This is a genomic window from Ottowia pentelensis (assembly GCF_964341695.1).
This window is the reverse complement of sequence record NZ_OZ224513.1, coordinates 1,555,580-1,568,058: the sequence shown is the minus strand read 5'-3', so window position 1 is coordinate 1,568,058 and position 12,479 is coordinate 1,555,580. Positions and strand designations below refer to the sequence as shown.

The 12,479-nt window shown below is 70.9% G+C and carries 14 protein-coding genes; 9 read left to right on the top strand and 5 right to left on the bottom strand.

The genetic code is table 11. The features are described 5' to 3' along the window. Positions 1-52: 52 nt before the first annotated feature. Positions 53-2,104 (top strand): elongation factor G, encoded by a 2,052-nt coding sequence (gene fusA, locus ACWHMB_RS07590; protein ID WP_447648491.1) that lies wholly within the window; start codon positions 53-55, stop codon positions 2,102-2,104. A 169-nt stretch (positions 2,105-2,273) separates the two neighbouring features. On the opposite strand, the gene ACWHMB_RS07585 is transcribed toward fusA, so the two are convergent. Beyond that, positions 2,274-2,753 (bottom strand): CHRD domain-containing protein, encoded by a 480-nt coding sequence (locus tag ACWHMB_RS07585; RefSeq protein ID WP_377480284.1) that lies wholly within the window; start codon positions 2,751-2,753, stop codon positions 2,274-2,276. Next, positions 2,753-3,379, bottom strand: a complete 627-nt coding sequence (locus ACWHMB_RS07580; RefSeq protein WP_377480287.1) for a CHRD domain-containing protein — start codon at positions 3,377-3,379, stop codon at positions 2,753-2,755. Before ACWHMB_RS07580 ends, ACWHMB_RS07585 begins: the two co-directional genes overlap by 1 nt. A gap of 150 nt (positions 3,380-3,529) precedes the next feature. On the opposite strand from ACWHMB_RS07580, the gene ACWHMB_RS07575 reads away from it, so the two are divergent. The 8 genes from ACWHMB_RS07575 to ACWHMB_RS07540 all read left to right on the top strand — a co-directional run bounded on the left by ACWHMB_RS07575 (position 3,530) and on the right by ACWHMB_RS07540 (position 9,501). Next, entirely contained in the window at positions 3,530-3,943 is a 414-nt protein-coding gene (locus ACWHMB_RS07575) for a PaaI family thioesterase (RefSeq protein ID WP_377480290.1), read from the top strand. A gap of 79 nt (positions 3,944-4,022) precedes the next feature. Next, positions 4,023-4,496 (top strand): DOMON-like domain-containing protein, encoded by a 474-nt coding sequence (locus ACWHMB_RS07570; protein ID WP_377480293.1) that lies wholly within the window; start codon positions 4,023-4,025, stop codon positions 4,494-4,496. Further along, on the top strand, positions 4,493-5,698 hold the full coding sequence (locus ACWHMB_RS07565) for an exo-beta-N-acetylmuramidase NamZ family protein (RefSeq protein ID WP_377480296.1): 1,206 nt from the start codon (positions 4,493-4,495) through the stop codon (positions 5,696-5,698). Before ACWHMB_RS07570 ends, ACWHMB_RS07565 begins: the two co-directional genes overlap by 4 nt. A gap of 67 nt (positions 5,699-5,765) precedes the next feature. After that, positions 5,766-6,119, top strand: coding sequence for an arsenate reductase (glutaredoxin) (arsC, locus tag ACWHMB_RS07560; protein ID WP_377480300.1), 354 nt, complete (start codon positions 5,766-5,768; stop codon positions 6,117-6,119). Positions 6,120-6,124: 5 nt separating this feature from the next. Next, complete coding sequence (locus ACWHMB_RS07555; RefSeq protein ID WP_377480302.1) at positions 6,125-6,739, top strand: chromate transporter; 615 nt, start codon at positions 6,125-6,127, stop codon at positions 6,737-6,739. Further along, positions 6,736-7,332: a chromate transporter gene (locus ACWHMB_RS07550; protein WP_293221049.1), complete on the top strand. Its 597-nt coding sequence runs from the start codon at positions 6,736-6,738 to the stop codon at positions 7,330-7,332. Before ACWHMB_RS07555 ends, ACWHMB_RS07550 begins: the two co-directional genes overlap by 4 nt. Positions 7,333-7,453: 121 nt before the next feature. After that, on the top strand, positions 7,454-7,885 hold the full coding sequence (locus ACWHMB_RS07545) for a tripartite tricarboxylate transporter TctB family protein (protein WP_293221053.1): 432 nt from the start codon (positions 7,454-7,456) through the stop codon (positions 7,883-7,885). A gap of 53 nt (positions 7,886-7,938) precedes the next feature. Beyond that, a complete protein-coding gene (locus ACWHMB_RS07540; RefSeq protein WP_377480306.1) occupies positions 7,939-9,501 on the top strand; it encodes a tripartite tricarboxylate transporter permease in 1,563 nt (520 codons plus the stop codon). On the opposite strand, the gene ACWHMB_RS07535 is transcribed toward ACWHMB_RS07540, so the two are convergent. The 3 genes from ACWHMB_RS07535 to ACWHMB_RS07525 are packed head-to-tail and all read right to left on the bottom strand — an operon-like array spanning position 9,434 to position 12,476. Continuing rightward, complete coding sequence (locus ACWHMB_RS07535; RefSeq protein WP_377480309.1) at positions 9,434-10,846, bottom strand: sensor histidine kinase; 1,413 nt, start codon at positions 10,844-10,846, stop codon at positions 9,434-9,436. The two genes, ACWHMB_RS07540 and ACWHMB_RS07535, sit on opposite strands and share 68 nt — an antisense overlap. Then, the gene (locus ACWHMB_RS07530; protein ID WP_293221043.1) at positions 10,843-11,529 is read right to left on the bottom strand and encodes a response regulator transcription factor; all 687 of its coding nucleotides are present in this window, start codon (positions 11,527-11,529) and stop codon (positions 10,843-10,845) included. Before ACWHMB_RS07530 ends, ACWHMB_RS07535 begins: the two co-directional genes overlap by 4 nt. Beyond that, on the bottom strand, positions 11,526-12,476 hold the full coding sequence (locus ACWHMB_RS07525; protein ID WP_293221041.1) for an MBL fold metallo-hydrolase: 951 nt from the start codon (positions 12,474-12,476) through the stop codon (positions 11,526-11,528). Before ACWHMB_RS07525 ends, ACWHMB_RS07530 begins: the two co-directional genes overlap by 4 nt. Positions 12,477-12,479: the final 3 nt, after the last annotated feature.

The window sequence follows — 12,479 nt, the reverse complement described above, 5'->3', positions numbered from 1 at the left end:
ACGCCCTGGCCCATGCTGGCATGATGAAGCGAACCTCGAGGAGTGAACCGCGATGAGCACCGACGCCGACGCATCCATCGAAACCCTGCGCACGCTGGCCCTGGTGGGCGCGTCGGGCAGCGGCAAGACCAGCCTGGCCGAGGCCCTGCTGCACGCCAGCGGCGCCATCGGCGCGATGGGCAGCGTCGAGCGCGGCAGCACGGTGAGCGACCACGACCCGACGGAAATCAAGGCGCAGCATTCGCTGCAGGCCTCGGTGCTGCACCTGCAGCACGAGGGCTGCCGTATCCACCTGATCGACACGCCCGGCCTGCTGGACTTCATCGGCCACAGCCTGCCCGCGCTGGAGGCGGTGGAAACCGCCGCCATCGTCATCAACGCCGCCACCGGCATCGAGCCGATGACGCGGCGCATGATGGAGCAGGCGGCCGAGCGCCAGCTCGACCGCCTGATCGTGGTCAACAAGATCGACGCCGAGGGCGCGGACCTGGCCGGCCTGCTGGCCGACATCCAGGCCGTCTTCGGCAAGGCCTGCCTGCCGCTGAACCTGCCGGACGCCGGCGCCAGCCGGGTGGCGGACTGCTTTTATCAGCGCGAGGGCGCGAGCGACTTCGGCGCCGTGGCGGACGCGCACCGCGCGCTGGTCGAGCAGGTGGTGGAGGTCGACGGCGCCTTCGTCGACCGCTACCTGAACGAGGGCGACGTCGACGCCAGCGAGCTGCACGCGCCGCTGGAGCAGGCGCTGCGCGAAGGGCACCTGGTGCCGGTGTGCTTCGTCTCGGCGCGCAGCGGCGCGGGGGTGAAGGAACTGCTCGACGTCATCGCCAAGCTGCTGGCCAATCCGAGCGAAGGCAACCCGCCCGACTTCCTGAACGGCACGGACGAGACCGCCACGCCGCTGCACGCCCGGCCCGACGCCACGGCCCACGTGCTGGCCCACGTGTTCAAGATCAGCATCGACCCCTACGTGGGCAAGCTGGGCTTCGTGCGCGTGCACCAGGGCACCATCACGCCGGGCTCGCAGCTGTATGTGAGCGAGGGGCGCAAGCCCTTCAAGGTGGGCCATCTGTACCTGCAGCAGGGCAAGGAGCACGTCGAGCTGCCCAGCGCCGGGCCGGGCGCGATCTGCGCCATCGGCAAGGTGGACGAGCTGCAGTTCGACGCCGTACTGCACGACGCGGCCGAGGACGAGGCGATTCGCCTCAAGCCCATGGCCTATCCGGTGCCGGTGCACGGCATCGCCCTCACGCCCAAGCGGCGCGGCGACGAGCAGCGCCTGTGGGAGGTGGTGGGCAAGCTGGTGGCCGAAGACCCCTGCCTGCGCCTGGAGCGCGCCGCCGGCACGCACGAAACCATCGTGCGCGGCCTGGGCGAGCTGCACCTGCGCGTGCTGCTGGAGCGCCTGCGCGAGGTGCACAAATTCGAGGTCGACACGCACCCGCCGCGCATCGCCTACCGCGAGACCATCACGCAGAACGCCGCCGCCCAGTACCGCCACAAGAAGCAGTCTGGCGGCGCCGGCCAGTTCGGCGAGGTGCACCTGCGCGTGGAGCCGCTGGCGCGCGGCGCAGGCTTCGAGTTCGTCGACCAGGTCAAGGGCGGCACCATTCCGGGCCAGTTCATGCCGGCGGTCGAAAAGGGCGTGCGCGAGGCTCTGGCCGAAGGCGTGATCGCCGGCTATCCGGTGCAGGACGTGCGCGTGATCGTGCACGAGGGCAAGCACCACCCGGTGGACAGCAAGGAGGTGGCCTTCGTCACCGCCGGCAAGAAGGCCTTTCAGGCCGCCATGCGCGAGGCCAGGCCCGTGGTGCTGGAGCCCATCGCGCGCCTGCAGATCACCGCGCCCGAGGGCGCCACCGGCGCCATCACGGGCGATTTGTTGGCGCGCCGCGGCATCGTCAGCGGCACCGACAGCGGGCGCGACGGCGAGCTGACCATCAGCGGCCAAGTACCGCTGGCCGAACTGGCCGACTACCAGAGCCGGCTGAACGCCATGACCGCCGGCCAGGGCCGCTATTCGCTGGCGCTGTCGCACTACGCGGCGGTGCCGCCGGCGGTGCAGCAGCAGCTGGTCAGCCAGTACCAGCAGCCGAGCGACGAGTGATGGCGACGCAGAAGGTGTGAATGAATCTAGAGTGCCCGAAAGGATCGCCCAAACACGTCCGATCAAGGCGCAAAGCGCAGTCGTAGCTCGGGCTACGGCGAGCATTTGCAACGCCGAGCGGGCGGGTTTGGGCGATCAAGGCGGGCACGAGGGGTTCGTTCGCACCTTCTTAACGGCGCTGCTCGATCAGCTGCCCACGCAATTCCCCTTCGGGGTAGCTGGCCGTCGTCAGGTTGATGTACCACTGGCCGGTCAGCAGGTCGGCGCGCTGGTGCGCCGTCAGCATGGCGCGGCCCTCGGACGGGCTGATGACCGAGCGGCCCAGCGACAGCACGGGCGGCGCCACCTCGCCGCCCATGCCGGGGCTGTGAAAGCTGGCGCTGCGCACGGGGCCGCTCAGGCCGTTGAAGCTGAGCTTCCAGCGCAGCAGGCCGGTGTTGCGGTTCAGCACCGCCACCAGCTCGCCGCGCGCCGCGCTGTCGTTGGCCGGCACCGCTTCGCGCCCGCTCAGCTGGGCGCTGAAGGCGGCCAGCTCGGGCAGGCGTTCGGGCACCGGCGGCGGGGCCACCGGGCGGCGCGGCGCCGGGCCCAGGGCGCAGCCCGCCAGCAGCGCGGCCAGCGCCAGGGTGATGGCAAGGCGCGAGCGCATCAGTTGACCACCCGCAACTGGCCGCGCAGCTCACCCTGCGGGTAGCTGCTGGTGAACACGCTGACGTACCAGCGCCCGCTCACCAGGTCGGTGGCCTGCTGGGGCGAGAGCGTGGCGCGCCCTTCGTAGCGGGTGCCGAAGGGGCTGGGCCAGATCATGGTGGCCGGGGCGTTTTGCGACGCATCGGCCGGGCCGCGAAACTCCACCCCCGTGATGGCGCCGGCCAGGCCGTCCCACGAGGCCTTCCAGCGCAGCACGCGGGTGCTGCTGTCGTACAGCGCGTCCAGCCGCCCCGCGGCGCCGCTGCGTGCCGGCGGGATCACGCTGGCGCCGTCCAGCAGGGTGGTCAGCGTCACCAGGTTGGGGTTGGCCTCGGGGCTGGATTCGGTCGCGGGCGGCAGCGCCTGCGGCGTCGATGGCGGCGCGGGCGGCACCGGCATGGACTGGGCACCCATGGGCTGCGGCGCCGGCGCCGGTGCGGGCGCCGCCGGCAGCGACTCGGGCATGCGAATGGGCGGCGGGCTGTAGCGCGGGCCCAGGTCCACGGTGCCGCAGGCACTGGCCAGCACGGCCGCCGCCAGCGCCACCAGCACGGCGCGCGCTCGGATCGCGTGGGACTCGGTCATGGGCAAACTCCTCACTTCGGATTCGGGTTTCAGGGGTTCCGCCTTTGGACAGGTCACGACGGGCCGCTTGCACTTGATTGTAGGCAAGCCATGCGGGCGTCCTGTATCCGTCCTGCTATGCTGGCCGCACACCCGCCACCCTGCCCCGCCATGCCCGATCTCGCCGCCCTGCAAAAGCTGCTCGACCCCCTGCTGCCCGGCCTGATGGGCGTGCGCCTGCTGGCGCTTTCACCCGAGCGCGTGCGCGCCGAGATGACGGTGCGCCCCGACCTGTGCACCGCCGGCGCGCGCCTGCACGGCGGCGCCTTCATGGCCTTTGCCGACACCCTAGGTGCGGTCGGCACGGTGCTCAACCTGAAGGCCGGGCAAAGCACCACCACCACCGATTCCAGCACCAAGTTCATCGCCGGCGCGGCCGTCGGCACCGTGGTGACAGGCGAGGCCGTGGCCCTGCACCGCGGGCGCAGCACCCAGGTGTGGCAAACCACCGTCACCAACGCCGACGGCAAGCTGTGCGCCGTGGTCACGCAGACCCAGTTGGTGCTGGAGCCCAAGGCGGTCTGACTGGACCATGAGCCGCTGGCCCCTGCGGCCCCACCCGGCCAGCCCGTGCGCAGCGGTCCAGCGGCTGGAGGTGAGCTTGATGCGCGAACCCGACGGCTGGCGGCTGAGCTATGCGCTGGCGGGCGCGCTGCCCGCCCTGCGCCTGCCACACCCTTCTGAGCACCCCGGCCCCACCGACGGCCTGTGGCGCCACACCTGCTTCGAGGCCTTCGTCGGCACGGCCAGCAGCCCGCGCTACCACGAGTTCAACTTCGCGCCCTCGGGCGACTGGGCCGCCTACGCCTTCGCCGCCGAGCGCCAGCGCGACCCCGCGGCGCCCACCGGGCCCGCCCCGCGCATCGCCTGCACGCACGATGCGCGCACGCTGCGCCTCACCGCCTGGCTGCCCGCCGACGCCCTGCCTGCCATGGGCGGCGTGCTCGGCCTGAGCGCCGTCGTCGAGACCACGGACGGCGCGCTCAGCTACTGGGCGCTGGCGCACCCGCGCGCGCAGCCCGACTTTCATCAGGCCGCCGGCTGGACGGCGCGCTTGCCCGACAATCGCCGACCATGAAATTCGGCCTCGAACGCTTCCTTGAAGACCCCGCCCTGCGCGCCCCGCTGGCCGGCCGCCGCGTGGCCCTGCTGGCGCATCCGGCCTCGGTCACGCGCGATCTGACGCACGCGCTGGACGCGCTGGCCGCCCTGCCCGACCTGCGCCTGACGGCCGCCTTCGGCCCGCAGCACGGCCTGCGCGGCGACAAGCAGGACAACATGGTCGAGTCGAGCGACTTCACCGACCCGCGGCTCGGCATCCCGGTCTTCAGCCTCTACGGTACCGTGCGCCGCCCGACCGACGCCATGATGGACAGCTTCGACGTGCTGCTGGTCGACCTGCAGGACCTGGGCTGCCGCATCTACACCTTCATCACCACCCTGCGCTACGTGCTGGAAGCCGCGGCGGCTTCGGCCAAGGCGGTGTGGGTGCTGGACCGGCCCAACCCGGCTGGCCGCCCGATCGAAGGCCTGACCCTGCGCGAAGGCTGGGAGAGCTTCGTCGGCGCCGGCCCCATGCCCATGCGCCACGGCCTGACCCTAGGCGAGCTGGGCCGCTGGTTCATCGCACACCTGGGGCTGCGGCTGGAATACCGCGTGATTGAGATGCAGGGCTGGCAGCCCGAGGCCGCGCCCGGCTTCGGCTGGCCGGTCGAACGAAGCTGGGTCAACCCCAGCCCCAACGCCGCCAACCTGAGCATGGCCCGCGCCTACGCGGGCACGGTGATGCTGGAAGGCACCGCGCTCAGTGAAGGCCGTGGTACCACGCGTCCGCTGGAGCTGTTCGGCGCCCCCGGCATCGACACGCGTCGCCTGCTGGCCGACATGCGCCAGCTGGCGCCCGACTGGCTGGCCGGCTGCCGCCTGCGCGAATGCTGGTTCGAGCCCACCTTTCACAAGCACGCCGGCCAGCTGTGCGCCGGCATCCAGATCCACATGGAAGACCCCACGCATTACGACCACGCCGCCTTCAAGCCCTGGCGGCTGCAGGCCCTGGCCTTCAAGGCGCTGCGCCGGCAAGCGCCCGACGATCCCCTGTGGCGCGACTTCGCGTACGAATACGAGCACGATCGCCTGGCCATCGACCTCATCAACGGCAGCCCGCTGCTGCGCCAGTGGGTGGACGACCCCACGGCCCCACCCACCGCACTGGACGCGCTGGCAGCGGCCGACGAGCAGGCCTGGCGGGCCGCGCGCCAGCCTTTCCTGCTTTATGAATGAAATCGGGCTACGGCGCCCGCCAGTCAAGCGCGAACAGCTATCGTTGTCATAGTATTCAGGAGTCATCATGAGCACCGTCACGATCTACCACAACCCGCGCTGCAGCACCTCGCGCAAGGCGCTTGATCTGCTGCGCGAGCGGGGCATCGGGCCCGTCATCGTCGAATACCTCAAGCACCCGCCCAGCGCCGCCGATCTCAAACGCATCGCCCGGGCCACCAGCCAGCCCCTGCACGCCCTGCTGCGCACCAAGCAGCCCGAATACCTGGAACAAGGCCTGGATGACGCCAGCCTCACGGACGACCAGCTGGCCGCCGCCATGCACGCCACGCCGGTGCTGATCGAGCGGCCCATCGTGGTCACGGCCAAGGGCGCGCGGCTGGGGCGGCCGATCGAGCGCATTCTCGAAGTGCTGGACTGAGCGCCATGCCCGCCACCGCCCAAAGCGACGCCGCGCCCGGCGCTCCACGCTCGCGCGCCGACCTGTTCTGGTCCTTCAGCTGGATCGCGCTGCAGGGCTTCGGCGGCGTGATGGCGGTGGTGCAGCGCGAGCTGGTCGAGCGCAAGCGCTGGCTCACGCGCGAGCAGTTCGTCGAGGACTGGGCGGTGGCGCAGATCATGCCCGGCCCCAACGTGGTCAACCTGTCGATGATGATCGGCGACCGCCACTTCGGCCTGTCGGGCGCGCTGGTGGCGCTGGCCGGCATGCTGGCGCTGCCCAGCGTGCTCGTGCTGCTGCTGGCGGCCGGCTTTGCCAGCGTGGCCGACTCAGCCCTGGCGCAGGGCGCGCTGCGCGGCATGGGCGCGGTGGCGGCAGCGCTGATCATCGCCACCGGCCTCAAGCTGATCGGGGCGCTGCGCGGCAACCCGATGGGGCGCGCGGTGTGCCTGGCGCTGGTGGCGCTGACGGTGGTGGCGATGCTGGTGTTCAAGGTGCGGCTGGCGCTGGTGCTGGGGGTGCTGGGCGGCGCGGGCTGCCTGTGGGCCTGGCACTGCCTGCGCCCTGCTGCCGCCAACGTCGGCGAGGCGCCACGGCCATGACGATCACCCTGAACGCGGCCGACTGGCTGGATTTGTTCGTGCGCTACCTGTCGCTGTCGCTGCTGGCGGTGGGCGGGGCCATCGGCACGGCGCCGGAGATGCACCGCTACCTGGTCGTCGACCGCCACTGGCTGACCGAATCGCAGTTCAACGGCTCGATCGCGCTGGCCCAGGCCGCCCCCGGGCCCAACGTGCTGTTCGTGGCGCTGATGGGCTGGAACGTGGGGCTGAACGCTGGCGGCGGCGCGGCCGCCGGCTGGCGCGCCTATGGGCTGGCGGGTGCCGGCGCCGTGGTCACCATGCTGGGCATGCTGCTGCCTTCGGGCGTGCTGACCTACACCGCCACGCGCTGGGCGCACCGCAACCGCACGCGCCGCTCGGTGCGCGCCTTCAAGGCCGGCATGGCGCCGATCGTCATCGGCCTGCTGCTGGTCACCGGCTGGCTCCTGACCGCCGCCCACGACCAGCCGGCGCGCGACTGGCGCCTGTGGCTGCTGACGGCGGCCGCCACGCTGGTCGTCTGGCGCACGCGCCTGCACCTGCTGTGGCTGATCGGCGCCGGCGCCCTGCTGGGCGCGCTGGGCTGGGTGTAGGCGCCGCGCCGCAGCGCCGGCGCCACCTGTCGGGAAGCTGTCGTACGTAGTTGCCGAACTGGTGACGCGCGAGGTCGTCGCGAACAATGAAAAGGTCACGCTTTTCGGGTTCGACCTCGACATGAACAATCAAAACCTGCTCAAGGGGCTGCTGCTGGCGGCCGTCGCGCTGGCCTTCGGCGTGGGCGCGTTCCGTTACCCCATCGGTTCGTTTTCACGCGCCGGGCCGGGCCTGTTCCCGCTGGTGATCAGCGGCATCCTGATGGTGATCGCCCTCATCACCATCATCCGGTCGCACTTCGTGCCGCGGGTGCCGCTGGACTTCAGCATCCGCAACATCGTGATCATCATGATCGCGCTGTGCGGCTTTGCCGTGGTGTCCCAGTACGTCAACATGGTGCTGGGCATCATCTTCATGGTCTTCGTCTCGGCCATCGCCGGCGAAGGCTATTCGTGGCAGCGCAACGTCAAGATTTCGCTCGTGCTGATCGCCGTCGCCTACGCGTTCCACTACCTCCTGGGGCTCAATCTGCCCCTGCCAGGTCCCTATTGATCCTGCCTCGACGCACCTTGCGGGGCCAACGCCACCTTTTCGGGAACTGACACATGGAAACGCTGCACAACCTGGCCTTCGGCTTTGAACATGCGCTGACGCTGCACAACCTGCTGTACTGCGCCATCGGCTGCTCGGTGGGCACCCTGGTGGGCCTGCTGCCCGGCCTGGGGCCGCTGGCCACCATCAGCCTGCTGCTGCCGCTGACCTACTCGATCTCGACCACCGGCGCGCTGATCATGCTGGCGGGCATCTACTACGGCGCCCAGTACGGCGACAGCGTGAGCGCCATCACCATGAAGATGCCGCACGCCAGCAGCATCGTGGCCTGCATCGACGGCTACCAGATGACGCTCAAGGGCAAGACCGGGCTGGCGCTGTTCACCGCCGGCGTGTCCAGCTTCATCGGCGGCACGGTGGCCATCGTGGTGCTGGCCTGGCTGGCGCCCACGCTGGGCGAGGTGGCGTTCAAGTTCGGGCCGGCCGATTATTGCGCGCTGATGATGTTCGGCTTTTTGTGCGTCAGCTTCGTCACCACCGGCAGCGTGTTGAACGGCTTTGCCATGTGCATGATCGGGGTGCTGCTGGGCATGGTGGGCACCGACGTCAACAGCGGCATGGAGCGCTACACCTTCAGCCTGCCCAACCTGGCCGACGGCGTGAGCCTGGTCAGCCTGGCGCTGGGCTGCTTCGGCATCGCCGAGATCACCAAGAACCTGGACGCCCACGAGCAGCGCTCGCCCTTCAACGGCACCATCAAGCTGATGCCGACCTGGCCCGAGTTCAAGCGCATCTTTCCGAGCGCGCTGCGCGGCAGCGCGGTGGGATCGTTCATCGGCATCCTGCCCGGCGGCGGCGCGGCCATTGCCCAGTTCGCCGCCTACGCGCTGGACAAGAAGGTCAGCAAACACAAGGACGAGATCGGCACCGGCGCCATCGAAGGCGTGGCCGGCCAGGCGGCCGCCGACGAAGCCGCGGCGCGCACCAGCTTCATTCCGCTGATGAGCATCGGCATCCCCGAGAACGCGGTCACGGCGCTGATGCTGGGCGCCTTCATCATCAAGGGCATCCAGCCGGGTCCCAACATGATCGCCAGCCACCCCGAGCTGTTCTGGGGCCTGGTGGCCAGCATGTGGGTGGGCAACGTGTTTTTGCTGGTGCTGAACGTGCCGCTGGTGCGCTACCTGCTGTCGATCTTCAAGATTCCGTACAACGTGCTGTTCCCGACGATTCTGTTCTTCTGCTGCATCGGCACCTACAGCATCAACAACAACCTGGACGACATCTACACCACGGCGCTCTTCGGCCTGATCGGCTACATCTTCATGCGTTTCGGGCTGGACGCCGCGCCGCTCATGCTCGGCTTCATCCTGGGCCCGATGCTGGAGGAAAACTTCCGCCGCACCCTGCTGCTCAGCCGCGGCAGCTTCGACATCTTCGTCGAGCGCCCGATCAGCGGCACCTTGCTGGCCCTGATCGCCATCTTCATCACCTGGCAGCTGCTGGCCTTCTTCTTCAAGACGCGGGCCAAGAAGCGGGAGGCGGCGCTCACGGTGCCACCGCTGATTCCGGCGGCGCTGGCCGATCAGGTGTCGAAAAGCGGATCCGCACAGTAAAGCCGCTGCCGGCCGCGGTCGTCTCGATCGCGGCCGTCGCGCCATGCAGGCGGGCGATGTCGGCCACGATCGCCAGCCCCAGCCCGCTGCCGCTGCCGGCGGCGCCGCGACCCCGGTGAAAGCGCCGCCACAGCGACTCACGCTCGTCGGCGGGCACGCCGGGGCCGTCGTCTTCCACGCTCAGTTCGGCGCCGCGCTCCTCCAGCGTGCGGGTGCGCACCGTGACCTTGGCGCCGCGCCCGGCATGCTCGATGGCGTTGTGGATCAGGTTGCCGATCAACTCGTCCAGCAGCACCGGATAGCCGTCGACCGCCGCCGGCTCCAAGTCGAAGCCCAAATCCTGCCCCGCCTGCAGCGCGGGCGCCAGCCATTGGTTGGCGCTGTCGGCGGCCAGCCGGCGCAGGTCGACCCGCTGGGGCATGGGCCGGGCCTCCAGCGCCGCGCCTTCGGTGCGCGCCAGTGACAGCAGCTGCTGGGCCAGGCGGCTGCCGCGCTCGGCCGCCAGGTGCAGGCGCTCCAGCGCGGGTTGCAGGGCCGCCGGATGCTCGCTGGCCAGCAATTCCGACGCCTCGACGCGCACGATGGCCCAGGGCGTGCGCAACTGATGCGCTGCATCGGCCACGAAGGCGCGCTGCGCGCCGGCGGCGTCGCGCAGCCGCGCCAAGAGGGCATTGAGCGACTGCACGAAGCCCGCCACCTCGCCGGGCATGCTGCCGGCGTCGATGGGGCGCAGCTGCCGCACGCTGAGCCGGCCGATGGCGTCCGACGCACGCTGCAGGGGCCGCAGCACGCGGTTGACCGCCAGCAGCGCCAGCAGCGCCAGCGGCAGGGCCAGCGCCAGGGCGCCGACCGCCGCCGCCAGCACGGCGGCGCGCAGGGCCGCCGTGCGCTTGCCCATGGTTTCGGCCACCAGCACCGGGCACACCCGGCCGTCCTGGGCACAGCGGTAGCCAAACGCGGCCACGCGCATCGGCCGGCCCTGCATGGAGCCGTCGAAAAACAGCCACTGGCCGGCAGCCAGCGTGGCCGGCGCCTGCGCCGCCAGCTCCGCACTGCCGCCCAGCACGTGCCCGGCCGGGTCGGCCACGGCGAACACCGTTTGATCGATGAGGTCGGCGCTGAGGGCCTTGGCGGTCTGTTCGCTGATCGGCAGGCTGATCTGCCCCCCGTGGTCCTCGACGATCTGCGACAGCGCCACCGCCGTATCGGTCAGCGAGCGGTCCAGCGAGTCGAGCGCCGGCGTCAGCACCAGCACGTAAATCATGGCGGCGGCCAGCGGAATCAGCGCGGCCAGCGACAGCGCCAGCCACAACCCGAAGGTGCGCCGCAGGCTGGGGCGGGTCATCGCGCGCTGTCCGTCGGCGCGGCGGGCTCCAGCAGATAGCCCAGGCCGCGCACCGTGCGCAGCCGCACGCCGGCGGGCTCGATCTTGCCGCGCAGGCGCGACATCAGCAGCTCCATCGCGTTGTCGGAGGTGGCGGCGTTCCAGTCCGGAATCAGCGCGGCGAGCTGATCGCGCGCCACGATGGCGCCGAGGTGCATGAGCAGGTATTCGATGACGATGGACTCGCGCGCGGTCAGGTTCAGCGCCTGCTCGCCGTTGTAGGCACGGCGCAGCGCGGCGTCGAAGCGCAGCGCGGCCACCTGCAGCACCCGGCTGCGCCGGAACTCGTGGCGCCGCACCAGCGCGTGCAGGCGCGCCAGCAGCTCGGGCACGGCAAAGGGCTTGACAAGGTAGTCGTCGGCCCCGTTGGCCAGGCCCAGCACGCGGTCGTCGATGCTGTCGCGCGCGGTCAGCATGAGCACCGGCAGGTTCGAGCCCTGCGTGCGCACCCGATCGAGCGTCTCCAGCCCGTCGATGCCGGGCAGGCCGATGTCGAGCACCAGCGCGTCGTAGTCGTCCTGCAGCACCGACTTGGCCACCGGCTCGCCGCGATGGCTGACGTCGACGTGCCAGCCACGCGCACGGATGGCCTCGGCGACCGATTGCGCCAGCGTGACGTCGTCTTCGACCAGCAGGATGTTCATGTCGATCGGGCGCGTGCCGCCTGGTCCAGCCACACGCCCAGGCCCTGGGCGTTCAGCTCGATGTCGATCACCAGCCATTCGGCGGCCGCGGCCTCGCCGCCGGTCCAGCCGTGGCGCGCGGCGCGGCCGGTGTAGAGCGCGCGCAGCTCGGCACGGAGATGCGCGTGGCGTTCGCTCCCCGACAGCGCCGTGGCGGCGCGGCCGATGCCCACCATGGCGTCGATCTGCTCGTGCAGGTCGGCGGCCAGGCGCTTCACCGGGGTCAAGGGGCCGTAGTGGGTGGGACAGACCGCCGCCGGCTTGAGGGCGAGCAGCCGGTCGATGGAGCGGTGCAGCGCCGGCGGGTCGAACTCGCTTGGCGAGGTGGCCGGCACGATGAACGGCCCCTGCGCGGTATCGAACTCGCGGTAGGACACGCCAAAGGTGTCGCCGCTGAAGACCCAGCCCGAGGCCGGATCGAAGATGGCGTTGTGGTGCCGCGCATGGCCCGGCGTGTCCAGGCAGATCAGGCGCCGGCCGGCCAGGTCGACCTCGTGGCCGTCGGGCGCCTCGACCACGCGCCCGGCCGGCACCGGCACCAGGCGGCCGTAGCTACGCTGCATCTCGGCCTCGCCGTACACCGCCGCGGCGCCGGCCCACAGGCGGCTGGGATCGATCATGTGGCGCGCGCCGCGCGGGTGCACCACCAGGCGCGCCTCGGGCAGCTGGCGCAGCAGCTCGCCCGCGCCGCCGGCGTGATCCAGATGCACGTGGGTCAGGATCAGCCAGTCCACGTCGGCCGGCGCCAGGCCCGCATCGGCCAGGGCCGCCAGCAGGCGCGGCACCGAATGGTTGACGCCGCAGTCGACAAAGGCGCCGCGGCCCTTCTCGACGATCAAATAGGCCGCGTCGAGGCGCGGGCGCACGAAGCCGGTGTCGATGACGTGGATGCCGTGGGAGTCGTTCATGGG